This window comes from Nocardioides zeae (assembly GCF_030818655.1).
In the GTDB taxonomy this organism is placed as follows: Bacteria; Actinomycetota; Actinomycetes; order Propionibacteriales; family Nocardioidaceae; genus Nocardioides; species Nocardioides zeae_A.
Genome location: NZ_JAUTAN010000001.1, coordinates 2,754,894 through 2,781,326, shown reverse-complemented (window position 1 = coordinate 2,781,326; position 26,433 = coordinate 2,754,894). Strand labels below are relative to the sequence as shown.

At 73.7% G+C, this 26,433-nt stretch carries 23 protein-coding genes; 15 read left to right on the top strand and 8 right to left on the bottom strand.

What is annotated here, in order from left to right:
* Window positions 1–11: 11 nt before the first annotated feature.
* The 6 genes from QE405_RS13200 to QE405_RS13175 all read left to right on the top strand — a co-directional run bounded on the left by QE405_RS13200 (window position 12) and on the right by QE405_RS13175 (window position 6,786).
* Complete coding sequence (locus QE405_RS13200) at window positions 12–1,787, top strand: L-aspartate oxidase (RefSeq protein ID WP_307201440.1); 1,776 nt, start codon at window positions 12–14, stop codon at window positions 1,785–1,787.
* Window positions 1,784–2,353 carry a nicotinate-nucleotide diphosphorylase gene (locus QE405_RS13195; protein WP_307201438.1) on the top strand — a complete coding sequence of 190 codons (570 nt, stop codon included), beginning with the start codon at window positions 1,784–1,786 and terminating at the stop codon, window positions 2,351–2,353. Before QE405_RS13200 ends, QE405_RS13195 begins: the two co-directional genes overlap by 4 nt.
* Window positions 2,347–2,706, top strand: coding sequence for a nicotinate-nucleotide diphosphorylase (locus tag QE405_RS13190; protein WP_307205847.1), 360 nt, complete (start codon window positions 2,347–2,349; stop codon window positions 2,704–2,706). The genes QE405_RS13195 and QE405_RS13190 overlap by 7 nt, the downstream gene beginning before the upstream one ends.
* A gap of 3 nt (window positions 2,707–2,709) precedes the next feature.
* A complete protein-coding gene (locus tag QE405_RS13185) occupies window positions 2,710–3,534 on the top strand; it encodes a type III pantothenate kinase (RefSeq protein WP_307201437.1) in 825 nt (274 codons plus the stop codon).
* Between the two features lie 151 nt (window positions 3,535–3,685).
* Entirely contained in the window at window positions 3,686–4,030 is a 345-nt protein-coding gene (locus QE405_RS13180) for a histone-like nucleoid-structuring protein Lsr2 (RefSeq protein WP_307201435.1), read from the top strand.
* 185 nt (window positions 4,031–4,215) lie between these two features.
* Complete coding sequence (locus QE405_RS13175) at window positions 4,216–6,786, top strand: ATP-dependent Clp protease ATP-binding subunit (protein WP_307201433.1); 2,571 nt, start codon at window positions 4,216–4,218, stop codon at window positions 6,784–6,786.
* Between the two features lie 276 nt (window positions 6,787–7,062).
* On the opposite strand, the gene QE405_RS13170 is transcribed toward QE405_RS13175, so the two are convergent.
* A complete protein-coding gene (locus QE405_RS13170; RefSeq protein ID WP_307201431.1) occupies window positions 7,063–7,965 on the bottom strand; it encodes an A/G-specific adenine glycosylase in 903 nt (300 codons plus the stop codon).
* Window positions 7,966–8,027: 62 nt separating this feature from the next.
* Here QE405_RS13170 and QE405_RS13165 point away from each other — a divergent pair, with 62 nt between their 5' ends.
* Window positions 8,028–8,789, top strand: a complete 762-nt coding sequence (locus QE405_RS13165) for a hypothetical protein (RefSeq protein WP_307201430.1) — start codon at window positions 8,028–8,030, stop codon at window positions 8,787–8,789.
* A gap of 21 nt (window positions 8,790–8,810) precedes the next feature.
* Here QE405_RS13165 and disA read toward each other — a convergent pair whose 3' ends face one another.
* Entirely contained in the window at window positions 8,811–9,869 is a 1,059-nt protein-coding gene (gene disA, locus QE405_RS13160) for a DNA integrity scanning diadenylate cyclase DisA (protein WP_307205844.1), read from the bottom strand.
* Window positions 9,870–10,092: 223 nt separating this feature from the next.
* Between disA and QE405_RS13155 the strand changes: the two genes are divergently transcribed.
* On the top strand, window positions 10,093–10,806 hold the full coding sequence (locus QE405_RS13155) for an FHA domain-containing protein (RefSeq protein WP_307201428.1): 714 nt from the start codon (window positions 10,093–10,095) through the stop codon (window positions 10,804–10,806).
* Between the two features lie 62 nt (window positions 10,807–10,868).
* On the opposite strand, the gene QE405_RS13150 is transcribed toward QE405_RS13155, so the two are convergent.
* The 3 genes from QE405_RS13150 to dapD form a co-directional block, all read right to left on the bottom strand.
* Window positions 10,869–12,317: a PAS domain-containing sensor histidine kinase gene (locus QE405_RS13150; RefSeq protein ID WP_307201426.1), complete on the bottom strand. Its 1,449-nt coding sequence runs from the start codon at window positions 12,315–12,317 to the stop codon at window positions 10,869–10,871.
* A 122-nt stretch (window positions 12,318–12,439) separates the two neighbouring features.
* Entirely contained in the window at window positions 12,440–13,414 is a 975-nt protein-coding gene (locus QE405_RS13145; protein ID WP_307201424.1) for a hypothetical protein, read from the bottom strand.
* Between the two features lie 31 nt (window positions 13,415–13,445).
* Entirely contained in the window at window positions 13,446–14,438 is a 993-nt protein-coding gene (gene dapD / locus QE405_RS13140) for a 2,3,4,5-tetrahydropyridine-2,6-dicarboxylate N-succinyltransferase (RefSeq protein ID WP_307205830.1), read from the bottom strand.
* A 481-nt stretch (window positions 14,439–14,919) separates the two neighbouring features.
* Here dapD and QE405_RS13135 point away from each other — a divergent pair, with 481 nt between their 5' ends.
* Window positions 14,920–15,159: a hypothetical protein gene (locus QE405_RS13135; RefSeq protein ID WP_307201422.1), complete on the top strand. Its 240-nt coding sequence runs from the start codon at window positions 14,920–14,922 to the stop codon at window positions 15,157–15,159.
* 115 nt (window positions 15,160–15,274) lie between these two features.
* Here the strand turns inward: QE405_RS13135 and QE405_RS13130 are convergent, their stop codons facing one another.
* Window positions 15,275–16,543 carry an MFS transporter gene (locus QE405_RS13130; protein ID WP_307201421.1) on the bottom strand — a complete coding sequence of 423 codons (1,269 nt, stop codon included), beginning with the start codon at window positions 16,541–16,543 and terminating at the stop codon, window positions 15,275–15,277.
* Window positions 16,544–16,591: 48 nt separating this feature from the next.
* Here QE405_RS13130 and QE405_RS13125 point away from each other — a divergent pair, with 48 nt between their 5' ends.
* A complete protein-coding gene (locus QE405_RS13125) occupies window positions 16,592–17,626 on the top strand; it encodes a patatin-like phospholipase family protein (RefSeq protein WP_307201419.1) in 1,035 nt (344 codons plus the stop codon).
* 10 nt (window positions 17,627–17,636) lie between these two features.
* Here the strand turns inward: QE405_RS13125 and QE405_RS13120 are convergent, their stop codons facing one another.
* Window positions 17,637–18,182: a hypothetical protein gene (locus QE405_RS13120; protein WP_307201417.1), complete on the bottom strand. Its 546-nt coding sequence runs from the start codon at window positions 18,180–18,182 to the stop codon at window positions 17,637–17,639.
* Complete coding sequence (locus QE405_RS13115) at window positions 18,179–19,339, bottom strand: serine/threonine-protein kinase (protein WP_307201415.1); 1,161 nt, start codon at window positions 19,337–19,339, stop codon at window positions 18,179–18,181. The genes QE405_RS13120 and QE405_RS13115 overlap by 4 nt, the downstream gene beginning before the upstream one ends.
* Before the next feature lie 361 nt (window positions 19,340–19,700).
* Here QE405_RS13115 and ileS point away from each other — a divergent pair, with 361 nt between their 5' ends.
* The 5 genes from ileS to QE405_RS13090 all read left to right on the top strand — a co-directional run bounded on the left by ileS (window position 19,701) and on the right by QE405_RS13090 (window position 26,430).
* The gene (ileS, locus tag QE405_RS13110; protein ID WP_307201413.1) at window positions 19,701–23,051 is read left to right on the top strand and encodes an isoleucine--tRNA ligase; all 3,351 of its coding nucleotides are present in this window, start codon (window positions 19,701–19,703) and stop codon (window positions 23,049–23,051) included.
* Window positions 23,052–23,177: 126 nt separating this feature from the next.
* Complete coding sequence (locus QE405_RS13105; RefSeq protein ID WP_307201412.1) at window positions 23,178–24,005, top strand: siderophore-interacting protein; 828 nt, start codon at window positions 23,178–23,180, stop codon at window positions 24,003–24,005.
* Between the two features lie 91 nt (window positions 24,006–24,096).
* Entirely contained in the window at window positions 24,097–25,206 is a 1,110-nt protein-coding gene (dapE, locus tag QE405_RS13100; protein WP_307201410.1) for a succinyl-diaminopimelate desuccinylase, read from the top strand.
* 140 nt (window positions 25,207–25,346) lie between these two features.
* Window positions 25,347–26,081 (top strand): LOG family protein, encoded by a 735-nt coding sequence (locus tag QE405_RS13095; protein WP_307205823.1) that lies wholly within the window; start codon window positions 25,347–25,349, stop codon window positions 26,079–26,081.
* A 13-nt stretch (window positions 26,082–26,094) separates the two neighbouring features.
* Entirely contained in the window at window positions 26,095–26,430 is a 336-nt protein-coding gene (locus tag QE405_RS13090; RefSeq protein ID WP_307201408.1) for a DivIVA domain-containing protein, read from the top strand.
* The last annotated feature ends 3 nt before the right edge of the window (window positions 26,431–26,433 follow it).

Sequence of the window (26,433 nt, the reverse complement as noted above, 5' to 3'; positions counted from 1 at the left end):
ACACTGTCCCGGTGACCGCGTCCCGCCCGCCCGGCCCCGCCGCCCCGCCGCCCCACCTGCCCCGCCGCCTCAGCGCGGCCGCACCGGGGTGGACGGCGCGCGCCGACGTGGTGGTCGTGGGCTCCGGCATCGCGGGCCTGACCGCGGCGCTCCGCGCCCACGCCGCCGGCGTCGGCTCGGTGCTCGTCGTGACGAAGGACGTGCTGAGCGCGGGCTCGACGCAGTGGGCGCAGGGCGGGATCGCGGCGGCCCTCGGCCCGGGTGACACCCCGCACGAGCACGAGGTCGACACGCTCGTGGCCGGTGCGGGCGCGTGCGACCCGGAGGCGGTGCGCGCGCTCGTCACGGAGGGACCGGCGGCGGTGCGCGAGCTCATCGCCCTGGGCGCGGTCTTCGACCAGGGCACCGACGGCGAGCTCTCCCTGACCCGCGAGGGCGGCCACCACCGGGACCGCATCGCCCACGCGGGCGGCGACGCGACCGGGGCCGAGATCCAGCGCGCGCTCGTCGCGGCGATCGAGGCGGCGCCGGAGATCGAGGTCGTCCACCACGCGCACGCGGTCGACCTGCTGCTGGGCGAGCCCGACGCGGAGGGCCGCCGTCCGGTCGCGGGCCTGACGCTGCACGTGATGGGCGAGGGCCAGCGCGACGGTGTCGGGGCGGTGCACGCGCGTGCCGTGGTGCTCGCCTCCGGCGGGCTCGGGCAGGTCTTCAGCCAGACGACGAACCCGGCGGTGTCGACGGGCGACGGCCTCGCGCTGGCGCTGCGGGCCGGCGCGGTCGTGCGGGACCTCGAGTTCGTGCAGTTCCATCCGACGGTCATGTACCTCGGCCCCGACTCCCGCGGCCAGCAGCCCCTCATCTCGGAGGCGGTGCGCGGCGAGGGTGCGTTCCTCGTGGACGACGCGGGGGAGCGCTTCATGCTCGGCGAGCACGAGCTCGCCGACCTCGCGCCGCGCGACGTGGTCGCGAAGGCGATCACGCGCCGGATGCACGCCACGGGCCGGCCCCACGTGTGGCTCGACGCGCGCCACCTCGGCCGGGCGTTCTGGGAGCGCCGCTTCCCGACCATCCTCGCCACGTGCGAGCGGCACGGTGTCGATCCCGCCGTGGACCTCGTGCCGGTGGCGCCCGCCTGCCACTACGCCTCGGGCGGCATCGCCACCGACCTGTGGGGACGCAGCAGCGTGCCGGGGCTCTACGCCACGGGCGAGGTCGCCTGCTCCGGGGTGCACGGCGCCAACCGCCTGGCGTCCAACTCGCTGCTGGAGGGGCTCGTCTTCTCGCGCCGCATCGCCGAGGTGCTGCCGGGCGACCTCGAGGGGCTCCCGGCGGTCGCACCGGCCGGAGCCCGCGACGTACCCGCCGGCCTCGCCGACCCCGACCACCGCAAGGACCTGCAGGAGACGATGACCGCCCAGGTCGGCGTGCTGCGCACGGCCGACGGGCTCGCGGCCGCGACGGCCCACCTCGCCGACCTCGCCGCGGGTGGTCGCGACGACGTGCCCGCCGAGCTGGCCGCGTGGGAGACCACCAACCTCGTGACCGTCGCCGCGGCGCTGACGGCGGCGGCGACGCTGCGGCAGGAGACCCGCGGGTCGCACTGGCGCGACGACCACCCGACCCGCGACGACGAGCGCTGGTCGGGCCACGTGGACGTCACGCTCGACGACGACGGTGCCGTCGCCGTGCTCTTCCGCCCGACCCCGCCGAGCGACGCTCCCGCGTCCCTGGCGCCCGACGTCCCCGCGACCAGCCCCTCCCAGCCGACCCCGGAGATCGTGTGACCACGCAGCTGACCACCACGCCGTACGACGCGCTCCCGGCCCCGCTGCTCGCGGAGGTGGAGGCGGCGGGTCTCGACCCGCGGGCCACGTACGCCGCGGTCGTCGCCGCCCTCGTCGAGGACGTGCCCGACGGCGACGTGACGAGCCTGGCCACGATCCCCGTCGACGCGCGCGGCACCGCCGACTTCGGCGCACGGGAGCCGGGCACCGTCGCGGGCCTGGTGCTGGCCGAGCTCGCGTTCCGGGCCGTGCTCGGCGACGACGTCGCGGTGACCGGTCGCGTGCCGGACGGCACCACCGTCACGGCCGGCGACGCCGTCATGAGCGTCGCGGGCCCGACGCGGGGGCTGCTGACGGCGGAGCGGGTGGCGCTCAACTACGCGTGCCACCTCTCGGGCGTCGCCACGGCGACGGCCGCGTGGGTGGCGGCGCTGGAGGGCACGAGCGCCCGGGTGCTCGACACCCGCAAGACGCTGCCGGGCCTGCGGGCCCTGCAGAAGTACGCGGTGCGCTGCGGCGGCGCGGCGTCAACCACCGGTTCAGCCTGTCCGACGTGGCGATGGTGAAGGACAACCACGTCGTCGCGGCGGGCGGCGTGGTGCGGGCGTTCGAGGCGGTGCGCGCGACGTACCCCGACCTCCACGTCGTCGTCGAGGTGACCGACCTCGAGCAGCTGCGCGAGCTGCTCGTGGCCGGCTGCACGTGGGTGCTCCTCGACAACATGGACGCGGCGACGATGACCGCGGCGGTGGCCCTCAACGCGGAGCTGACGCAGGGGCGGGCGACGCTGGAGGCGTCGGGCGGCCTGACGATCGAGCGGGCGCGCGAGGTGGCCGCGACGGGGGTCGACTACATCTCGGTGGGCGCGCTGACGCACTCGGTCAAGGTCTTCGACCTCGGTCTCGACCTCCGGGGCTGAGCGGTGGCCACGTCGCAGCCGTCGGCCCCGCGGAGCCGCCTGCTCTGCGTCGACATCGGCAACACCCGCACGGTCCTCGGCCTCTTCGACGGGGCGACGCCGGTGACGGACTGGCGCGTCGCGACCGACGAGCGCCGCACCGCCGACGAGTGGGCGGCGCTGCTCGTCTCCCTCGTGGGGACCCGTGGCGTCGGCGGCCTCGCGGTGCTGGAGGGTGTCGCGATCGCCTCGACGGTGCCGGGGGTGCTGCAGGAGTGGCGCGAGATGCTCGAGCGGCACCTGCCCGACATCCCGCACGTGGTGGTCGGACCGGGCATCCGCACCGGCATCCCGGTGCTCGTCGACAACCCGCGCGAGGTCGGCGCCGACCGCATCGTCAACGCGCTCGCGGCGGCCACGCACCACGCGGAGCCCGGTCGCCCGGTCATCGTGGTCGACCTCGGCACCGCCACGACGGTGGACGTCGTGAACGACAAGGGCCAGTACGTCGGCGGGCTCATCGCCCCCGGGATCGAGGTGTCGGCCGAGGCGCTCGACCGACGCACCGCGCAGCTGCGCCGCGTCGAGCTGGTGCGGCCCCGGTCGGTGATCGCCCGGAACACGGTCGAGGCGATCCAGGCCGGGCTCTACTTCGGCGTGCTCGCCCAGGTCGAGGGCCTCGTGGCGCGGGTGGCGGCCGAGATCGGCCGCACGGTGGAGGAGACCACGGTGGTGGCGACCGGATATCTCGCTCCGGTGATCAGTGCAGAATGCGCGGGAATCGACCGGCACGACCCCTGGCTCACCCTCCGCGGTCTCGAGCTGGTATTCCGCCGGAACGCGGGCTGATATTCGCGGGTCGCTTTTATCGCGATCACCGGACGTGATTCGAGTCGGCGGGGTGCCGTGCATTTCCCGGACACGGTCTGCAATAGTCTGCGCAGAGATATCCCTCCCGATATTCGGCGATCGCAGCGACCTGCGGAAAGTGAAGGCGTCAATGGCACAGAAGGTCCACATCGTCCTCGTCGACGACATCGACGGTTCCGAGGCCTCCGAGACGGTCACCTTCGGTCTCGACGGTGTCACCTACGAGATCGACCTCAACGACGAGCACGCCGCTGCGCTGCGGGACGCGGTCGCGCCGTACGTCGGCCACGCGCGCCGCGCCGGCGGCCAGCGTCGCCAGCGCTCGTCCTCGTCGTCGCGTTCCGGGGCGGCCGCCGCGACGGACGGGCCGAGCACCAAGGAGATCCGCGAGTGGGCGCGCGAGAACGGCTGGGACGTGCCCGACCGCGGTCGCGTCTCCTCCGAGATCCGCGAGGCGTACGACGCGGCGCACTGAGCGCACGCACCTGACGGTGACCACGGGGGTCTGTTCGCTCTGAGCAGACCCCCGTGGAGTCGTCGGGGGGAACACGTAGGCTGGGCGAAGAGTTGATCTGCGGTGTACGGCGAACTACGAGAGCGGTTGGCCGGCCCACCTTGCGGCGTCCACGGCGCCGCGAAATGAGAAGGATCGAGGCGCACATGTTCGAGCGGTTCACTGACCGAGCCCGTCGGGTGGTCGTGCTGGCCCAGGAAGAGGCCCGCATGCTCTCCCACAACTACATCGGCACCGAGCACATCCTGCTCGGCCTGATCCACGAGGGTGAGGGCGTCGCGGCGAAGGCCCTGGAGAGCCTCGACATCTCCCTGGAGGCGGTCCGCGCCCAGGTCGAGGAGATCATCGGCCAGGGCCAGCAGGCGCCCAGCGGGCACATCCCGTTCACCCCCCGAGCCAAGAAGGTGCTCGAGCTGTCGCTGCGCGAGGCGCTGCAGCTCGGTCACTCCTACATCGGCACGGAGCACATCCTGCTCGGCCTGATCCGCGAGGGCGAGGGTGTCGCCGCGCAGGTCCTGCAGAAGCTCGGCGCCGACCTCAACCGCGTGCGGCAGCAGGTCATCCAGCTGCTGAGCGGGTTCCAGGGCAAGGAGAGCTCCGGCGCGGCCGCCGCCACCGGCGGCAGCGGCAACGAGGCCCCCTCCTCCTCCCTCGTGCTCGACCAGTTCGGGCGCAACCTCACCCAGGCGGCCCGCGAGGGCAAGCTCGACCCGGTGATCGGTCGTGGCACCGAGATCGAGCGGGTCATGCAGATCCTCTCGCGGCGCACGAAGAACAACCCGGTCCTCATCGGCGAGCCCGGCGTCGGCAAGACGACGGTCGTCGAGGGCCTGGCGCAGGACATCGTCAAGGGCAACGTGCCGGAGACGCTCAAGGACAAGCACATCTACACGCTCGACCTGGGCGCGCTCGTCGCTGGCTCGCGCTACCGCGGTGACTTCGAGGAGCGCCTGAAGAAGGTGCTCAAGGAGATCCGCACCCGCGGCGACATCGTGCTGTTCATCGACGAGATCCACACGCTCGTCGGCGCCGGTGCGGCCGAGGGCGCGATCGACGCCGCCAGCATCCTCAAGCCGATGCTGGCCCGCGGCGAGCTGCAGACCATCGGTGCGACGACGCTGGACGAGTACCGGAAGTACCTGGAGAAGGACGCCGCGCTCGAGCGCCGGTTCCAGCCGATCCAGGTGGCCGAGCCCTCGATCGCCCACACGATCGAGATGCTCAAGGGCCTGCGCGACCGCTACGAGGCGCACCACCGCGTCACCATCACCGACGAGGCCCTGGTCTCGGCGGCGACGCTGGCGGACCGCTACATCTCCGACCGGTTCCTGCCCGACAAGGCCATCGACCTCATCGACGAGGCCGGCTCGCGCCTGCGCATCAAGCGCATGACGGCGCCCGCCGACCTGAAGGAGTACGACGAGAAGATCGCCGACGTCCGGGTCCGCAAGGAGGCCGCGATCGACGGCCAGGACTTCGAGGCCGCCGCTGCGCTCCGCGACGAGGAGAAGCAGCTCATCCTGAAGAAGGCCGACCGCGAGAAGCAGTGGCGCGCCGGCGACATGGACGAGGTCGCGGAGGTCGACGAGGAGCTGATCGCCGAGGTGCTGGCGGTCGCGACGGGCATCCCGATCGTCAAGCTCAGCGAGGAGGAGTCCAGCCGTCTGCTCAAGATGGAGGACGAGCTCCACAAGCGCGTCATCGGCCAGGAGGAGGCCGTCAAGGCCCTCTCGCGGGCGATCCGTCGCACGCGTGCCGGTCTGAAGGACCCGAAGCGTCCCGGTGGTTCGTTCATCTTCGCCGGTCCGTCCGGTGTCGGTAAGACGTGGCTGTCGAAGACGCTGGCGGAGTTCCTCTTCGGCGACGAGGACGCGCTCATCCAGCTCGACATGAGCGAGTTCGGCGAGAAGCACACCGTGTCGCGGCTCTTCGGTTCCCCGCCCGGATACGTGGGTTACGAGGAGGGCGGCCAGCTCACCGAGAAGGTGCGCCGGAAGCCGTTCTCCGTCGTGCTCTTCGACGAGGTCGAGAAGGCGCACCCGGATATCTTCAACTCGCTCCTGCAGATCCTCGAGGAGGGTCGACTCACCGATTCCCAGGGTCGGGTCGTCGACTTCAAGAACACGGTCATCATCATGACGACCAACCTCGGTACGCGGGACATCGCGAAGGGCGTCAACCTCGGTTTCGCGCAGACCGGTGACGCGGCGGGTTCCTACGACCGGATGAAGTCGAAGGTGTCGGAGGAGCTGAAGCAGCACTTCCGTCCGGAGTTCCTCAACCGTGTCGACGAGATCATCGTGTTCCCGCCCCTGAACCAGGAGCAGATCATCGCGATGGTCGACAACATGATCGCCAACGTCGACAAGCGCCTGAAGGACCGGGACATGTCGATCGAGCTCACGCAGACCGCGAAGGACCTGCTCGCCAAGCGGGGCTTCGATCCGGTGCTCGGCGCGCGTCCGCTGCGGCGCACGATCCAGCGCGAGGTCGAGGACGTGCTGGCCGAGAAGATGCTGTTCGGCGAGGTCGGCCCCGGCCAGATCGTGCTGATCGACGTCGAGGGCGAGGGTCCGACGGCGACCTTCACCTTCCAGGGCCAGAAGGTCGGCACCCTGCCCGACGTGCCTCCGTTCGAGACGGCGGACATGGGCAAGGTGGACCCGACGGCGGAGACCGAGGGTCCGGTGGACATCGAGAAGCGCCCCGAGGAGTGACCCGCTCCTGAACGACCGGACGGCCCGCACGCGACGCGCGTGCGGGCCGTTCGTCGTTGGTGGCCGAGCCCCTCGCCGTACGTCATGCGAATCGCCGGTCGGCGCCACCGCTCCGCATGACGTCGCGGAGGGGAGGGGGGTGACATCTCTCGCCGGGCCGTAGTCCCTGACGTTGTGCATGCGACACGCCGTCGTACCGGTGCGGCACGGTGCAAGACGTCAGGGACTACGACCGACGGACGAGACCGCGCATGACGTCCCGGGAGGGGGACGGGTTCAGGGGAGGGCGTACGACGCGGGGCCGACCCGCGCCAGCAGGCCGTCCTCGACGAGGCTCGCGAGGCACCGGTCCCGCTGCTCCGAGATGGCCCACGCCGCCTCCAATGTCGACAAGGCGACCGGGCCGTCGGCGTCGCGCACCACGCCCAGGAGGCGTCCGCGGCACTGCCGGTCGGTGCCGGCATAGGTCTGGGCGACGCGGGCGGGGCCGTCGTAGGCCGGGCGGCCCGCGGCCACCCACGCGCAGCGGTCGAGCACCGGGCACCGGTCGCAGGCGGGCGACGCCACCGAGCAGACGAGAGCGCCGAGCTCCATGAGACCCACGTTCCAGGTGGCGGCGTCGGCGGGTGCGTCGGGCAGCAGCGAGGCGGCCAGCGCGCGCTCGGCCGTGGTGACGGAGCGCGGCGGCAGCTCCTGGCCGGCGGCGACGCGGGCGATCACGCGCCGTACGTTCGTGTCGAGCACGACGTGCCGCTGCCCGTAGGCGAACGACGCGATGGCCGCGGCCGTGTAGTCGCCGATCCCGGGGAGGGCGAGGAGGTCGGCGTAGGCACGGGGCACCTCGCCGCCGTGCTGCGCCACGATCGCCGTCGCCGCGGCGTGGAGCCGCAGCGCCCGCCGGGGGTAGCCCAGCCGCCCCCAGGCGCGTACGGCCTCTCCGGTGCTTGCCGCGGCCAGCGCCGCCGGGGTCGGCCAGGTCGCGAGCCACGCGGCGTGCACGGGCAGCACCCGGGCGACGGGGGTCTGCTGCAGCATGAACTCCGAGACCATGACCGACCAGGGGCTGGCGTCGACGCCGCGCCAGGGCAGGTCGCGGGCGTGCTCGTCGTACCAGCCGAGGACCGCGTCGTGCAGCCCGGGCACGTCGTCGACGGCGGGGATCTCCGGTGTGGCGCGCACGTCGGTGGAGACTACGGTGCGCCTGCGACGGGGCACCCGGCGCGGTGGCTAGCGTGGGACGCGTGTCTGCCGTGTCCCGCCCCCGAGGGCCCCTGTCGCCCCGTGTCTACTGGCGGCGCCGGATCGTGCTGGCGGCGGTCGCCGCGCTCCTCGTGGTGCTCGTCGGTCGTCTCCTGGGGGCCGGCTCGGACGGCGACGGGGACGAGGCCCGTCCGGCGGCGAGCGACGCGAGCACCACCACGGACCAGCCGTCCTCGGCCGCGTCGGCGCCCCCGCCCACCACGACCACCGAGGCGCCCCCGCCGGCCACCCCCGAGGGGCGCTGCGCGGCGGACGACGTCGCCGTGCGGGCCAAGGTCGAGCGGGCGGTCGCGGGGCAGCCCGTCGCGGTCACGCTCCTCTTCTCGAGCAAGGAGACGCCGGCCTGCTACTGGACGGCCTCGCCGACGACCACGGTCGTCAAGATCACCAGCGGGAGCGACGACATCTGGTCGACCCAGCACTGCCCCGACGCCCTGCCCGAGCAGGAGCTGGTGCTCCGGACCGACGCGGAGGCGGCGGCCGAGCTGGAGTGGCCGGCCTGGCGCTCGGGGCCGGGCTGCGAGCTGGAGCAGTGGTCGCTGCCCGGCGCCTACCACGTCGAGTCGGCGGCGCTCGCCGGCGAGCCGACGGACGTGCAGTTCGAGCTGGAGACGCCGCAGCCCGAGGTCATCGAGCGCACCATCACGCCGACGGCGGACCCGACCGCCCCGAGCGGCTCGGCCTCCGCCTCCGGTACGACGGGGACGGCGCGGCCCGCCGCCACGACGGCCCCGACGGACTGACGCGGGGCCGACGGGGGTCGCTCAGACGTACCGCTCGAGGATGCTCGACTCGGCCAGGCGGGAGAGGCCCTCGCGCACGTTGCGGGCGCGGAGCTCCCCGACGCCCTCCACGGCCTGCAGGTCGTCGATGCCGGCCGACAGCAGCTTCTGCAGGGTGCCGAAGTGCTCGATGAGACGGTCGACGACGGCGCCGGGCAGGCGCGGCACCTTGGCGAGCAGACGGTAGCCCCGGGGCGCGACGGCACCGTCGAGGTGCTCGCTCGTGCCGAGGCCGAGCGCCTTGGCGACGGAGGCCGGGTCGACCAGCTCGGTCGCCGACAGGGTCTCGAGCCGCTCGAGCAGCTTCTCCGGGGTGGGGGAGCGACGGCCCGACGGCAGGTAGTCGCGCACCACGAGCTCGCGCTCGGCGTCGACGCCGGAGACCAGCTCCTCGAGCTGCAGCGACAGCAGGCGGCCGTCGGTGCCGAGCTCGAGCACGTAGTCCTCGATCTCGCGGGCGATCCGCGTGACCATCTCCATGCGCTGCGCGACGACGGCGACGTCGCGGACCGTCACGAGGTCCTCGATCTCCAGCGCGGACAGCGTGGTCGCGACCTCGTCGAGCCGCAGCTTGTAGCGCTCCAGCGTCGCGATGGCCTGGTTGGCGCGGGACAGGATCTGGCCGGAGTCCTCGAGCACGTGGCGGCTCTCGCCGACGTACGCCGCGATGATCTGCATCGACTGCGACACCGAGATGACCGGGAACCCGGTCTGGCGGGCGACCCGGTCGGCGGTACGGTGCCGGGTGCCCGTCTCGAACGAGGGGATGGTGTGGTCGGGCATGAGGTGCACGGCGGCGCGGTGGATCTTCGTCAGGCCGCTGTCGACGATGATGCCGCCGTCCATCTTGGCCAGCTCGCGCAGGCCCGTGGCGGTGAACGGCACGTCGAGCTCGAAGCCGCCGGTGGAGATGGACTCCACGAGGGCGTCCCGGCCGAGCACGATGAGGGCGCCGGTGCGCCCGCGGAGGATGCGTTCGAGACCGTCGCGCAGCGCGGTGCCCGGCGCGGTGAGCGCCAGCACCTCCCGCATGCGCAGCATGTCGTCGCCGCGTTCGATCCCTGCCACGTCGCTCCCGTCCTCGGTCACCAGCGCGCCAGAGTCTAGGAGATGGGACCTCGCCACCACCCCTCCTTTGGTAGCGCGCCGTCCGACCAGCGACCACTTCGGCGCCTGAGAATTCGCCGAACCAGGTGACTTCCGGCCGCGGACGTGGCTGACTGGGACCCTGAGGACGGAGCAGAGGGGGCGCAGCATGTGGGTCGTGGTGATCGCAACGGTCGTGGGAGCGACCGTCGGTGCCTGCTCGGGACTGGTGGTGCTCGTGGCCCTGCTGCGCCGGCAGGAGGCCCGGGAGCACGGCGCGGCCGACGAGCCGACGACGCCGATGGCGGTGCGGCCCCTCGCGACCACCAGCTCCGCGGAGGCGGAGCCCGGTCCGCAGCGCACCCGGCCGCTGCCGACGTCGGTGCGTCCCCTGCCGATGCGCCCGGTGGCCGCCCCGGTCGCGACGCCCGCTCCGGCCCCGTCGGCCCTGGTCGCCGCCCGCCCGGCGCCCCGTCCCGGGCCGCCGCCGGTCCCGGGGCCCCGACGTGATCCCCGCGCGGCGCCGGTCGCGCCGACGACCACGGCCGCGCGCTCGGTGCTCTCCGGGGACGAGATCGCCCTGGTGTCGACCTCGGGACTGCTGTTCCGCGTGCCCTCCGGAGCGGTCCTCGGGCGCTCGCGGGGGTGCCGGGTGCGGCTCTCCGACGCGCGGGTCTCGCGCCAGCACGCGGTGCTCTACAAGGCGCGCGGCGGCTGGTGGATCGGCGACCTGGGCAGCACCAACGGCACGTGCGTGGACGGCGTGCTCGTCCAGGGCGCCACGCCCGTCACGGAGGGGTCCACGGTGCTGGTCGGCGGCAACGGCGGCGTGGTCCTCATGGCCCTGCGCGCCGTCGAGGCGAGCCACGTCGGCTCGCCGACCGCCGCCTGAGGGCTCCACCCGACCCTCAGCCCGAGCCTCAGCCCGAGCCCCGCACGACCCCCGTCCGGCGCTCAGGCCGCGGCGTACGGCAGCCGCACCCGCACCGTGGTGCCGGCGCCCGGCGTGCTCCGCATCTCGACGGTGCCGCCGTGCCCCTGGGTGATGCTCCGCACCAGGGACAGGCCGATGCCGACGCCGGGGGTGCAGGCGTCCACCGCTGCGCGCGTGCGGTAGAGCCGCTCGAAGACCATCGGCAGCTCGTCGGGCTCGATGCCGGTGCCGGTGTCCTCGACGGTGACGGTGGTGCGTCCGTCGAGGTCGCGGCAGGTGACGCGGACGCTGCCGCCCTCGGGGGTGAACTTGAGGGCGTTGGACACGAGGTTGTCGACGACCTGGCGGAGGCGGTGTGCCCGCCCGCTCACGGCCCGGGCACCGGGGTCGGCCGTGACGTGGAGGTCGACGCCGCGGTCCTCCGCCAGCGCGCGTGCGTGCGCGACCGCCGCGAGGACGACCTCGGACATGTCGACGAGGCCCGCGGACGGCCCCTCGGCCCCCGCGGAGGCGACGGTGAGCAGGTCGTTGACGAGGCGGAGCTCGCGGTAGGCGTTCTGGTGGACGATCTCGAGCATGCTGCGCGCGGACGGCGGCAGCGGGTCCGCGCTGTCGAGCACGAGCTCCAGGTAGCCGATGATCGAGGTCAGGGGCGTGCGCATCTCGTGCGACACCGTGGCCACGAGGTCCTCGCGGACCTGGTCGACCTGCGTCTGCACGCGGTTGCGCTCGGTGAGGTCGCGGATCGAGGCCGACAGCAGCACCTCGTCCTCCGTGACGAGCGGGGCCAGGGAGATGGCCACCGGGATCTCGGAGCCGTCACGGTGCCGGGCGTAGAGCTCCTGGCCGGAGCCCATCGGCCGGAAGCGGGGGTTGGCCGCGAAGCGCTGCCGCATCCGGCGGTGGGTCTCGTGGTAGCGGGTCGGCACCAGCACCTCGATGGGCTCGCCGACGAGCTCGTCGGCGGTCCAGCCGAACACGGCCTGTGCCTGCTCGCTCGCCAGCACGATCGTGCCGGCCGCGTCCGTGATGACCAGCGGGTCGGGGGCCGCGTCCACGAGCTGCCGGAAGCGCTCCTCCGAGCGCTTGCGCTCCGTGATGTCGCGGACCGTCGCGCACGTCCACGTGCTCGACCCCTCGACGATGGTGGCGAGCGAGATCTCGGCGGGGAACTCGGTGCCGTCCTTGCGGTAGCCGCGCAGCTCGAGCAGGTTCATCCGCAGACCGGCGTACCCCCGGCGCAGGCGCGGGTGCCGCGCGCGGTAGCGGGGCGGCATGAGGATCTCGATGGCACGACCGACGAGCTCGTCCTCGCTCCAGCCGAACACCTCGGCCGCGCGCGGGTTGGTGAGCACGATGCGGCCCTCGGGGTCGGCCACGACGACGGCGTCGGGCATCGCCTCGACGATCCCGGCGTGCAGGCTCGGTGCGACGAGGCCGTCCGCCCCGATCCGCGCCATCGCCACCATGTGTGTGCTCCTGCTGTGGTGGGGGCATCCGAGTCCGCCCCGCGTGCGACCAGTCTGCGCAGGTCAGGGCCTCTGGACCCAGCACTTGAGCCAGTCTTGCGGAGGTCTGGTCGAGAGACCGGTCAGAAGACGTCGACGTGCACGTGGTCGCGGTGCTCCAGGATCGCCGCCGTGGCCTCGTCGACCCCGCCGGTGTCGATGTCGTAGTCGCGCCAGCCCTCGTCGGAGCGGCGGGCCGTCCAGATCTTCCCGTCGTAGATCACCGTCGCGACGTCGAGCCGCTCGGCGTGCGCCACCAGGTACTGCGCCATCGACCAGCCGAGGCGCTGGGACTCCTCCGTCACGGGACGGGTGAAGACGTCGACGGCGCGGCCGTCGTAGTGCGCCGACCCGTCGGAGTGCCCGGAGTCGACACCGCCGGGCGCGAATCCGCCGACGGACAGGTCGCCGTACGCCGCCTCCAGCTCCGCGAGCACCGTCGCGGCCCGCGGCGTCAGCCCCGCCTCGTCCAGCTCGTCGGACGCCTCGGTGCGCACGTCGGCGTCCCACGTGCAGGTGAAGGCGGCCTCCGACCAGCCGGTGAGGGCCGAGGCCAGCACGCGGGCGTCGGCCTCGTGGTCGGCGTACGCCGCGGGGAACGCCGAGCGCTGCACGGCCTGCGCGGCCTCGGTGACCGGGAGCTCGGCGTACCCCGACACCTCGACGAGCCCGTCGTAGAACCGCCCGATCGCGTAGTACGGATCGAGGATCTGCTCGCGCGTGCCCCAGCCCTGGGAGGGGCGCTGCTGGAAGAGCCCGACGGAGTCCCGGTCGCCGTAGGCGATGTTCTCGATCCGGGACTCCTGGTACGCCGTGGCGAGGGCGATCGTCGCGGCGCGCGCGGGCAGCCCGCGGCGCACGGCGACCGCCACGATGAGCGACGCGTTCTCGGCCTGCTCCCGGTTGAGCTCGACCCGGGCGCCGTCCACCTCGGCCACGCAGCCCTCGGGGGGCGGCAGGAAGCCCTCGACGCTGCGGTAGACCCAGTGGCCGGCCAGCACCACGACGCCGCCGACGAGCACGACGACCACCAGGCCGACGAGCAGGCGCGACCTCACCGCTCGGCCCCCCTCGAGCGCACGGCAGCGATCAGTCGTTGGCGTGGAGCGCGGCGTTGAGCGCGACGCCCTCGCTCTTCCACGGCACGGCCTCGAGGGCGCCCGACACGGAGTTGCGCCGGAACAGCACGTTGGAGGCGCCCGACAGCTCGGCCGCCTTCACGCTGCGGGGCTCGGCCCCCGGCTCGACGACGAGCACCTTGGCGCCCGCCGTCACGTAGGTGCCCGCCTCGACGACGCAGTCGTCGCCGAGGGAGATGCCGATGCCGGCGTTGGCGCCCAGGAGGCAGCGGCGGCCGATGGAGATGACCTGCTTGCCGCCGCCCGAGAGGGTGCCCATGATCGAGGCGCCGCCGCCGACGTCGGAGCCGTCGCCGACGACGACGCCCGCCGAGATGCGGCCCTCGACCATCGAGGCGCCGAGCGTGCCGGCGTTGAAGTTGACGAAGCCCTCGTGCATGACGGTCGTGCCGGGCGCGAGGTGGGCGCCGAGGCGCACGCGGTCGGCATCGGCGATGCGGACGCCGGTGGGCAGCACGTAGTCCGTCATCCGCGGGAACTTGTCCACGCCGTAGACGCTGACGTACTGGCCCGCGGCCCGCAGCCGCGCCCGGGTGAGCTCGAAGCCCTCGACCGCGCAGGGGCCGGCCGAGGTCCACACCACGTTGGCCAGCAGCCCGAACTGGCCGTCGAGGGAGATGCTGTGGGGCGTCACGAGGCGGCTCGACAGCAGGTGCAGACGCAGCCAGACGTCCTCCGTCGAGGTGGGCGCGGCCTGCAGGTCGGCGATCTCGACCCGGCGGACCTCGCGCGTCACGCCGCGCAGCTCGTCGACGCCGGCCAGGGCGTCGAGCTCCACGCCCGCCAGCTCGTCGGCGGCGTCGGCGTGGGGGGCCGGCCCCAGCGACGGGGCGGGAAACCAGACGTCGAGCACGGTGCCGTCGGCGGCGACCGTGGCGAGGCCGACGCCCCAGGCGGAGGTCGGGGCGGCGGTCGGGGCCGGGCGTGCGGCGTCGTCGGGCAGGGCGGCGGCGTCGGTGGTGGTCACGTCGCACCATGCTACGGACCGCCGCCGACAGCTCCGAGGTGAGTCCGGCTACCGTCTGGGTCCATGGAACCCGATTCGCGAGCCCGGCGAGAGGCACTGCGACTGGTACGCCGCGGCGCCGCCGCCTCCGTCCTCGGCGGCCTCGCCTGGGCGGGGTGGGAGGTCGCCCGCCGCGCCGTCCCCGCCGAGGCCGTCCGCGACCGCCTGGGCGACCTGGCCGCGCGAGCACGGGGCGGAGCCTTCAGCACCGAGCTCCACCTGGACATGGGCGAGCCGACGTGGGAGACCCGCGACCTCGACGACGACGTGCGGGCCCTGACCGACGCGATCCTGTCGCAGACGGAGGGACTACGGCGCGCTCGCCCTCCGCGCCCAGCTCGCGCGCTCCGTCACCGCGGACGCCCCGCACGACCCGCGGCAGCCCATCGACTTCGCGACCTTCGAGATCCCGGAGGACGTGCCCCTCGCCGTACCGGCGGATGCGGAGTTCCCCGTGCGGGCCCGGTTCGTGGGGCCGGACGGGGAGGCGTACGTCGTGGCGCTCCGGGTCGACGAGGGCCGTCTGGCCTACGTGCGCCTCGCCGGGATCGACGGCGGCGCGGTCGACGGCGTGGCGCCGGTGCGGTCGTGGCCGTCGCCCGACCAGGTGACGTTCTGGATCGACACCATCAAGGGCCCCGAGCCGGTCCTGCGCTGAGGCGTCGTTGCCGCAACTTTCCCCGGTCGACCGGGGAACACGCCGCTTTGACCATCAATATTGATGGTCAAAGTGACACTTTCCCCGGTCGACCGGGGAAAGTGACGCCGAGCCGTCACGCCGCCCGGACGACCCGGTACCTGACGAACGCGGGGACGGCGAGGGCGGCGACCACGACGCCGACGACGGTCAGCACGCCTCCGCCGGCCGCGGCGACCGAGGCCCCGACGACGGCGGCGGCGCCGCCGTGGGCGACGTCGGCGAGGCGGGGCCCGCCGGCGACGACGACGATGAACACGCCCTGGAGCCGGCCCCGCACCTGGTCGGACGCCGCCGCGAGCAGCATCGTCTGCCGGAAGGCGGCCGAGGCCATGTCGGCGGCGCCGCCGACGGCGAGCATGAGCACGGCCACCGCCAGCCAGAAGCCGGCGGAGCCGTCGGCCGCCCCGGCCGCGAGGCCGAACCCCGTGATGGCGAGCCCCCACACCACGATGCTCAGCACGACGGCGAGGCCCTGCCGCTCGATGCGCGTCACCCAGCCCGACAGGACGCCGCCGATGACGGCACCCGCGGGGATGGCGGCGAAGAGCAGCGCGAAGGCGAGCCCGCCCTCGTCCGGCCCGCCGAAGGAGACGTGCGCGATCTCGGGGAACAGGGCGCGCGGCATCCCGAACAGCATCGCGATGACGTCGACGACGAAGCTCATGAGGAGCACCGGCTGCCCCGCCAGGTAGGTGAGGCCCTCGATGACGGACCTCAGTCCCGGCGTACCGGTCACGCCCTCCACCGGCAGCGACGGCAGGCTGATCACGGCCGCGAGCGTCGCGAGGAGGCAGACCGTGTCGGCGAGGTAGAGCCAGGCGAAGCCCGTGAACGGGATGAGCACGCCGGCGACCAGCGGCCCGGCGATCGCGCCGGCCTGCATCACGGTCATGTTGAGAGAGGCCGCCGCCGGGAGCAGGGAGGAGTCGACCAGCTTCGGGAGGATCGCCGTCCGGGTCGGCTGGTTGATCGCGAAGAACGCCTGCTGCACCGAGAACAGCCCGAGCAGCACCCACACGTCGTTCCAGCCCGCCGCGGCCTGCACCCAGAAGAGCGCGCTCGTCGCGATGAGGCCGGACGTGGTGACGAGCAGCAGGAGCCGCCGGTCCATGTGGTCGGCGAGCGCGCCGCCCCACAGCCCGAAGACGATGAGCGGGACCAGCCCGAAGACGCCGGTGAGGCCGACGTACGCCGACGACCCCGTCATCGCGTAGATCTGCGCCGGCACGGCCACGACCGTCAGCTGCGCACCGACCACCGTGACGATGTTGGCGATCCAGAGGCGCCGGAACGCCGGGACCGCGAGGGGACGGGTGTCGGCGAGGAGGCCGCGGATCTGCACGGCGCAGCACGCTACGCCCGTCGTGGGCGCCCACCTATTCTCCCTGCTGTGACCTCCACGACGACCCCCGCTCCCGCGCGGCGCACCCGGGTCGCCCTCGCCCTCGGCAGCGGGGGCGCCCGGGGCTACGCACACCTCGGGGCCCTCCGGGAGCTGCGGGCCCGCGGGCACGAGGTGGTGACCATCGCCGGTACGTCGATGGGCGCGGTCGTCGGCGCCCTCGCCGCCGCCGGCCGGGACGACGACTTCGCCACCTGGGCGACGGGCCTGCGGCAGCGCGACGTGCTCCGGCTCATGGACTTCAAGCTCTCCGCGCCGGGCGCGGTGGCGGCGGACCGGCTGCTCAACGAGATCGGCGAGCTCTTCGGCGACGCCGACATCGAGGACCTGCCGGTCCCGTTCACCGCGGTCGCCACCGACCTGGGCTCGCAGCGGGAGGTCTGGTTCCAGCGCGGCCCCCTCCTCCCGGCGGTGCGGGCCTCGATCGCGATCCCGGGCTTCTTCACCCCGGTCATGATCAACGGCCGGCTGCTGGTCGACGGCGGCCTGCTCAACCCGGTGCCGATCGATCCCACCACCGCCGTCCCGGCGGACCTCACGGTGGCCGTCTCCCTCCTCGGTCGACGGGAGCGGCCGGGACGCCAGGCGCCGTCGCAGGAGTCCGCCGCACCCCAGCGGCGCGAGGAGTGGCGGGACCGGCTGCGCCGCACCATCGCGAGCATCACGGGTCGTGACGAGCACGCCGTCGACGCGGGCCAGAACGACGGGCACCCGGGCGAGCCCGTGGAGCCGGTGGAGCCGGTGGAGCCGGCGGCGCTCGAGGCGGTCGCCGCGGCCGAGCCCCCGGTCGGCGGGATCGACCCGCTGCCGAAGGACCTGCGGCTGACCGACGTCACCGCCCAGGCCTTCGAGGCGATGCAGGGGCTCGTGCACCGCTACCGCCAGGCGGCGTTCCCCGCCGACGTGACGGTCGACGTCCCGGTCGACGCCTGCCGCACCCTCGACTTCCACCGCGCGGCCGAGATGATCGAGCTCGGCCAGCGCCTGACCGCCGAGGCGCTCGACCGGGCGGGGATCAGCTGAGGCCGCCGGCCTAGGGGTCCCGCGGCCCCCGCGGGCCGTCGTCCTCCCGGTCCTCGCGGTCCTCCCGCTCGTCCTTGTCGTCCTTGTCGTCGCGCCCACCGGGACCGCGGCCGGGGCCGTCCTCCTCGTCGTCCCCGTCCTCCTCGTCCGAGGTCGGCGACGAGGTGGGCGGCGCGGGACGCGTGGTGGACGGAGTCGTCGGCTCGGTCGTCGGCTCGGTCGTCGGCTCCGTGGTCGGCTCCGTGGTCGGCTCCGTGGTCGGCTCGTCGCCCGCCCCGGCGACCACCGCCGCGCGCAGCGCCTCGGCGGCGGCCAGCACCTGCTCGGCCTCGGCGTCGCCGATGTCCCCCGCGTCCCGGGCCGCCTCGGTGCGCTCGACCAGCTCGTCGATGCGCTGCAGCACCAGCTCGTCGTCGGAGCCGGTGACGCTCGCGTCGATCGCCTCCAGCGCGTCGACCAGCTCGGTGCGGCTGTCGTCGGCGCCGCCGCAGGCCGTCAGGACCACGAGGGCCGCGCCGGCGAGCACGCGGCCGAGCCACGACGTACGGGGTCTCATCGGGTCGCCTCCTCGACCGCGTCGTGCAGGGCCGTCAACGGGTCCTGGAGGTCGGCGGGCGCGTCGGCCGGCACCGCCGGCACGTCGGGCGCCGAGCCCCCGCCGTCCCCGTCGCCCGTGCCGAGCGCGAGCGCCGTGCCGCCGACGAGCCCGAGCACCACGACGACGCCGACGGCGGCGAGGAGGGGGGCGCGGCGGCGCCGTACGTCGCGGTCCCGGGTCGGGAGGACCGCGGTGCTCGACGGGGCCGGGCCCCCGGGGTGCGGTGGCAGCGGGGGAGCGAGCGGGGCCACCGACGGCACGTCCGCCACCGGGAGCACCGCCGTCGCGCTCGCCTCGGTCGATCCGTCGGCCAGGGCGCGCAGCCGCGCCCCGGCGGTCGCCGCGTCCGGACGCTCGGCCGGCTCCCGCGCCGTGAGGTCCCGCAGGAGCGCGGGCCAGCCGGCGGGCAGGTTCGGCGGCAGCGTCGGTCCGCCGGTGAGGCGCGCCATCGCCACCTCGATCTGCGTGCCGGTGAAGGGCGGTTCGCCGGTGAGTGCCTCGAGGAGCAGGAGCCCCAGCGAGTACAGGTCCGTCGCCGTCGTCACCGTCTCCCCGGCGACCTGCTCGGGGGCGAGGTAGACGGGCGAGCCGATCACGGTCCCCGTGCGGGTGTGCCGGGTGGTCGCCTCCGCAAGGCGGGCGATGCCGAAGTCGGCGAGCCGCACGTGCCCGCTGTCCTCCACGAGCACGTTGCCCGGCTTGACGTCGCGGTGGACGATCCCGGCCGCGTGGGCGTGGGCGAGGGCCTCCGCGACCTCGGCTCCCAGCCGGGCCACGCGGTCCGGGGGGAGCGGACCCTCCCGCAGCACCGCCGCGAGGTCGGAACCGGGCACGAGCTCCATGACGATGTGGGGCCGGCCGTCGACGGTGCCGGCGTCGAGCACCGTCACGAGGCGCGGGTGGTGCAGGCGGGCCAGGAGACGGGCCTCGGCGACGAACCGCTCGTGCGCCCGCTCGTCGTCCTCGACGTCGCTCAGCACCTTGACGGCGACGGGACGCTCCAGCAGCAGGTCGCGCCCCTCGAGCACCACGGCCATGCCGCCGCGCCCCAGGACGCGGACGAGCTCGTAGCGACCGTCGATCACGTCGCCGGGTGCGGGGAGCCTGGGAGCCACGGGCCCCACTCTAGGAGGGCACCGGTACGCCGCGGTGCCGTCAGACCGCGACAGCCGCCACCACCGTGTCGATCGCGCGCTGAGGAACGGATTCGCGGGGGGCGAGCGGGCGGCGTACCATCCCGCGCAGAGGCGCTGGAGCCGTCATCAGCGGCGAGCCTCCGGAAGAACGGGGAGCGCGCTCCCTCAGTAGAACCGGACGGGTGGGCCCGTCACAGCCCACGAACGAAGCGGTCGCCGCCTCCCGGCAACGGGGGTGGCGGCAAGCGAGGTGGTACCGCGGCGCCCCGGCGTCGTCCTCGTGGCACGAGCAGCAGCCACGCACGACGACCGACCGAACCGACCACCAGGAGCTCCCGCGATGGCCTACCCCCAGGTCTCCACCAGCGGCGCCGACCGCGTCCCGACGTCCCCCCGCTTCCCGGAGATCGAGAAGCAGGTGCTGGCCTACTGGGAGTCCGACGACACGTTCGCGGCGAGCGTCGGGCAGCGCAGCGCGGGCGACCACGGCGAGAACGAGTACGTGTTCTACGACGGCCCGCCGTTCGCCAACGGCCTCCCGCACTACGGCCACCTGCTGACGGGGTACGTGAAGGACATCGTGCCGCGCTACCAGACGATGCGCGGCAAGCGCGTCGAGCGCCGCTTCGGCTGGGACACCCACGGCCTCCCCGCGGAGCTGGAGGCGATGCGCCTCAACGGGATCAAGACGACCGACGAGATCCTCGAGCTGGGCATCGAGAAGTTCAACGCCGCCTGCCGGGCGTCGGTGCTCAAGTACACGGGCGAGTGGCAGGACTACGTCACGCGCCAGGCCCGCTGGGTCGACTTCGAGAACGACTACCGCACGCTCAATCCCGAGTACATGGAGTCGGTCATCTGGGCGTTCAAGACGCTCCACGACAAGGGCCTCGTCTACGAGGGCTTCCGCGTGCTGCCCTACTGCTGGAACGACGAGACCCCGCTGTCCAACCACGAGCTGCGGATGGACGACGACGTCTACCAGATGCGGCAGGACCCGGCCGTCACCGTCGGCGTGCGCCTGCACGGCCACGGCCCCGACGGCGGCGACGACCCGCTGGCCGGTGCGCTCGCGCTCGTCTGGACGACGACCCCGTGGACGCTGCCGTCCAACCTGGCGGTCATGGTGGGCGAGGACATCGACTACGTGGTGGTCGAGTCCTCCTTCACCGGTACGCCGGAGCGTTACGTCCTCGCGGAGGCACGGCTCGCGTCGTACGCGCGGGAGCTGGAGGACGACGCCAGCGAGAGCATCGAGGACCAGGTGGTCGCGCGCTACACGGGCGCCGAGCTGGTCGGGCGCGTCTACACGCCGCCGTTCTCCTACTACGCGGGCCACGCGAACGCGTTCCGCGTCGTCGCCGCCGAGTTCGTCACGACCACCGACGGCACGGGCCTCGTCCACACCGCCGGCGCCTTCGGTGAGGACGACAAGGTCGTCACCGACCGCGAGGGCATCGAGGCCGTCATGCCCGTCGGCAAGGACGGCCGGTTCACCGCGCCGGTGACCGAGTACGCCGGCGTGCAGGTCTTCGACGCCAACCAGCCGATCATCGAGCACCTCAAGAACGCGACGTACGCCCTCGACCACGTCGCCGGCCGCGACGCCACCGACACGGGCTCGGTCTCGTTCGGCACGGTGCTGCTGCGCCGCGAGACCTACGACCACTCCTACCCGCACTGCTGGCGCTGCCGGCAGCCGCTCATCTACAAGGGCGTCTCGTCGTGGTTCGTCGAGGTCACGAAGTTCAAGGACCGGATGCTCGAGCTCAACCAGCAGATCCGCTGGGTGCCCGACCACATCCAGGACGGCCAGTTCGGCAAGTGGCTGGAGAACGCCCGTGACTGGTCGATCACGCGCAACCGGTTCTGGGGCTCCCCGGTGCCGGTGTGGAAGAGCGACGACGAGGCCTACCCGCGGATCGACGTCTACGGCTCGTTCGAGGAGATCGAGCGCGACTTCGGCCGGCTGCCGCGCAACGCGGAGGGCGAGCCCGACCTGCACCGGCCGTTCGTCGACGACCTCGTGCGGCCGAACCCGGACGACCCGCGCCCCGACGGCGAGAAGAGCACGATGCGGCGCGTCACCGACGTGCTCGACGTGTGGTTCGACTCCGGCTCGATGAGCTTCGCGCAGGTGCACTACCCGTTCGAGAACAAGGAGTGGTTCGACGGCACGGCGTCGCTGCAGGGCCACTTCCCGGCGGACTTCATCGTCGAGTACATCGGCCAGACCCGCGGCTGGTTCTACACGCTGCACATCCTGGCCACCGCGCTGTTCGACAAGCCGGCGTTCTCCACCTGCATCAGCCACGGCATCGTGCTGGGCAGCGACGGCAACAAGATGAGCAAGTCGCTGCGCAACTACCCCGACGTGTCCGAGGTCTTCGACCGCGACGGCGCCGACGCGATGCGCTGGTTCCTCATGGCGAGCCCGATCCTGCGCGGCGGCAACCTGGTGGTCACCGAGCAGGGCATCCGCGACTGCGTGCGCCAGGTGATGATCCCGCTCTGGAACAGCTGGTACTTCTTCAGCCTCTACGCGAACGCCGAGTCCTACGAGGCGCAGCGGAGCACGGCCTCGACCGACCCGCTGGACCGCTACGTGCTGGCCAAGCTGCGCCAGTACGTCGACACGATGACCACCCAGCTCGACGCGCTGGCCATCGCCGACGCGTGCGAGACGACGCGCGGGTTCCTCGACGTGCTGACGAACTGGTACATCCGCCGCTCGCGCGAGCGCTTCTGGTCGACGGGCGACGACGTCGACCGGGCCGCGTTCGACACGCTCTTCACGGTGCTCGAGACGGTCTGCCGGGTGACGGCGCCGCTGCTGCCGCTCACCACGGAGGAGGTGTGGCGCGGGCTGACCGGCGGTCGCTCGGTGCACCTCACCGACTGGCCCACGCTCGACGAGCTCCCGGCGGACGACGCGCTCGTCAGCGCGATGGACCTCGTGCGCGAGGTCTGCTCGGCCGGCTCGGCGCTCCGCAAGGGCGCCAGGCTGCGCAACCGGCTCCCGCTCGCCGGGCTGACGGTCGTGGTCGACGACCCGGCGGCGCTCGCCGACGTGCTCCCCGGCTTCGGCGACCTCGTGGCCGACGAGCTCAACCTCAAGGGCGTGCGGCTCGTCGCCGCCGATGCCGAGGAGGCCGCGGCGTACGGCGTCTCCGAGCGTCTCGTCGTCAACGCCCGGGCCGCGGGTCCCCGCCTCGGCAAGGACGTGCAGCGCGCCATCAAGGGCTCGAAGTCGGGCGACTGGTCGGTGGCCGAGGACGGCACCGTCACGGCGGGCGGCCTGGCGCTGGTCGACGGCGAGTTCACGCTCGAGACGGTCGCGTCCGGCGGCGAGGGCGAGGCCATCGGCGTGCTGCCGGGCGGCGGCTTCGTCGTGCTCGACACGACGGTGACGCCGGAGCTGGCCGCGGAGGGCGTGGCGCGCGACGTCGTGCGCGCCGTGCAGCAGGCCCGCAAGGACGCCGGGCTCGACGTCTCCGACCGCATCGTGCTGGTGCTCGGCGGCGACGAGGACGTGCTCGCCGCGCTCCGCACCCACGAGGCGCTGGTGGCGGGGGAGACGCTCGCGTCGTCGTACACCGTCGGGACGGGCGTGCTCCCCGCCGGCGCCCACGTCGCCGACGTGACGGTCGGCGAGGGGCAGTCGGTCAGCGTGGCGCTCGCCAAAGCCTGACGCTCTCCCACCCACCCACCCACCCACCCGCGTCGTGGTGTGAGGCCTGCGGAATCCGTGGGTCTCGCACCACGACCGCGGGGCGGGCGAGTTAGGCTTGCCTAAGTCGAACCTCGAGGAGCCTGCATGCCCACCCGCCTGACCGTGACCGGTCGCGCCGCCCTGACCGACCACCTGGTGCGCGTCACGTTCGAGGGCGACCTCGCCGCCTTCGCGGACAGCACGGACACCGACCGCTACGTGAAGCTGATCTTCGCGCCGGAGGGCACGGAGCTGACGGAGACCACCGACCTGCGCCGGCTGCAGGCGACCCTGCCGCCGGAGCAGGTGCCGGTGGTGCGCACCTACACGGTGCGGCAGCTCGACGTCGCCCGCGGCACGCTCGCGATCGACTTCGTCGTGCACGGCGACGAGGGCGTCGCCGGCCCGTGGGCGGCCTCGGTCGAGCCGGGCGCGGTGCTCTTCGTCAACGGGCCGGGCGGCGCCTACGCCCCCGACCCGGAGGCGGACGCCCACCTGCTCGTCGGCGACGAGTCCGCGCTGCCCGCGATCGCGGCCGCCGTCGAGGCGCTGCCGGCGGACGCACGCGGGCACGTGCTCGTCGAGGTGGCGGGTCCGGGCGACGAGCTGCCGCTCGCCGTTCCGGCCGGGGTCGAGCTGCGCTGGCTGCACCGGGGGGCGTCGTCCTTCGCGACGGACCTGGTGGGCGAGTGGTCGCCGATCGTCGAGGCCGTGCGCGCGCTCGCCGCCGACGGCTGGCCCGCCGGCCGCGTCCAGGTGTTCGTGCACGGCGAGGGCGACGCGGTCATGCACCAGGTCCGTCCCCTGCTCAAGGCCCAGGGGGTGGCGCGCGGCGACCTGTCGGTCTCGGCGTACTGGCGCCGCGGCCGCACCGAGGAGGGCTTCCGCGTCTGGAAGCAGGACCTCGCGAAGGCGGAGGCGGCGGGCGCCTGAGTCGCGCCGAGCTGTCACGTACGCCGCGGCGAACGCTGCGTACGTGACAACTCGGCGCCGACCGCCCCCGACCGCCTGCTTGGATGGAGCCATGTCGCACCCGAGGCTGGACCTGGACGCGGACGTCGTCACGCTGACCGCGCAGCTCGTCGACATCGCGTCGGTGAGCCTCGACGAGAAGGCGATCGCCGACGCGGTCGAGGCGGCCCTGAGCCCGCTGCCGCACCTCACCGTCACCCGGCGGGGCCACACCGTCGTCGCCCGCACCGACCTCGGCCGCGCCGAGCGCGTGGTCATCGCCGGGCACCTCGACACCGTCCCGCTCAACGACAACCTGCCCCACCGCCGCGAGCAGACGCCGGACGGCGAGCTGCTCCACGGCCTCGGCACGTGCGACATGAAGGGTGGCGACGCCGTCATCCTCAAGCTCGCCGGCGAGCTCGCCGAGCCCAACCGCGACGTCACCTTCATCCTCTACGAGGCCGAGGAGATCGAGGCCGAGCACAACGGCTTGCGCAAGCTCAGCCTGTCCGACCCCGACCTGCTCGCCGCCGACTTCGCGATCCTCATGGAGCCCTCGAACGCGGCGGTCGAGGCCGGCTGCCAGGGCACGCTGCGCCTCGAGGTCCGCACCCACGGCGAGCGCGCCCACTCCGCCCGCAGCTGGCGCGGCGTCAACGCGATCCACGCCGCCGGCGACGTGCTGGCCCGGCTCGCGGCGTACGAGGCCCGGCGCCCGGTCATCGACGGCCTCGAGTACCACGAGGGCCTCAACGCCGTCTTCATCTCCGGCGGCGTCGCCGGCAACGTGGTGCCCGACGCGTGCGTCGTCACCGTCAACCACCGCTTCGCCCCCGACCGCACCGAGGCGGAGGCCGAGGCCTTCGTGCGGGAGTTCTTCGCGGGGTACGACGTCGAGCTCGTCGACTCCGCCCCCGGTGCCCTGCCCGGTCTCGGCGTCCCGGCGGCGGCCGCGTTCGTCGAGGCCGTCGGCGGCCGGGTCGCGCCGAAGTTCGGCTGGACCGACGTCGCCCGCTTCAGCGCCCTCGGCATCCCGGCGGTCAACTTCGGGCCGGGCGACCCCATGTACGCCCACAAGCAGGACGAGTTCGTCCCCGCCGCCGACATCGTGCGCTGCGAGCAGCAGCTGCGGTCGTGGCTGGGCGCGCCCGCCACCCGGTACGACGAGGAGCGGCCATGAGCGAGCAGCGCGAGACCGGCCTGGGGGAGGGCACCGACCCGGCTGCGGCGGAGACCGCGCGGGCACCCATGCCCACGGGCCCGGAGCGGGTGCCGCAGGCGTCGGTGCCGTTGCGCGAGCGCATCAAGCGCCGCGGGCCCATGCTCCTGCGCCGCGGCCAGGTCGACCTCACGACCACCGACCAGCGGCTGCTCGACTCCGCCGGCGAGGCCGACTGGGTGCACACCGACCCCTGGCGCGTCATGCGGATCCAGGCCGAGTTCGTCGAGGGCTTCGGGGCGCTGGCCGAGCTCGGCCCCGCGATCGGTGTCTTCGGCTCGGCGCGCACCGCGGTCGACCACCCGCAGTACGCCCAGGCCGAGGAGGTCGGCCGGCTCCTCGCCCAGGCTGGCTTCGCCGTCATCACCGGCGGCGGTCCCGGTGCGATGGAGGCGGCCAACAAGGGCGCGTCCGAGGCCGGCGGCGTCAGCGTGGGGCTCGGCATCGAGCTGCCCTTCGAGACGGGCCTCAACGCGTGGGTCGACAAGGGCATCAACTTCCGCTACTTCTTCGCCCGCAAGACGATGTTCGTGAAGTACTCGAGCGGTTTCGTCGTGCTCCCCGGCGGTGTCGGCACGCTCGACGAGCTGTTCGAGGCGCTCACCCTGGTGCAGACCCAGAAGGTCACCCGCTTCCCGGTGGTGCTGCTCGGCACGGCGTACTGGCAGGGGCTCATCGACTGGATGCGCGACGTGCTGCTCGCCGACGGGAAGATCCGCGAGTCCGACCTCGACCACCTCCACCTGACCGACGACCCGGCGGACGCGGTGCGCCACGTCCTCGACCGGCTCGAGGCGGACGGGATCGCCCGCCCGTCCGGCTCCTACCCCGAGTGACGGGGGACGGCTGATGGTCTGGATCTTCGCGGTGCTCGCGGTCGCAGCGATGGCGGGCGTGGCGGCCGTGGCCGCCGGCCACGGCACCCCGATGGCGCCCGAGCACGGTGACCGCCCGGACACGGGCGTGCCCCCGACGGGCCGGCTCACCGCCGACGACCTGCGTGCCGCCCGCTTCCCCGTGGTGCTGCGGGGCTACCGCCAGGCCGACGTCGACGCGCTCCTCGAGCGGCTCGCCGCGCAGCAGGAGGGCCTCGACCTCTACCGCCCGCCCGCCCCCACCGCCACCGACGCCCCGGCCGACGCCGACGTCCCGGATGGCGGTGCGCCCGACCGTGAGGCACACTGACCC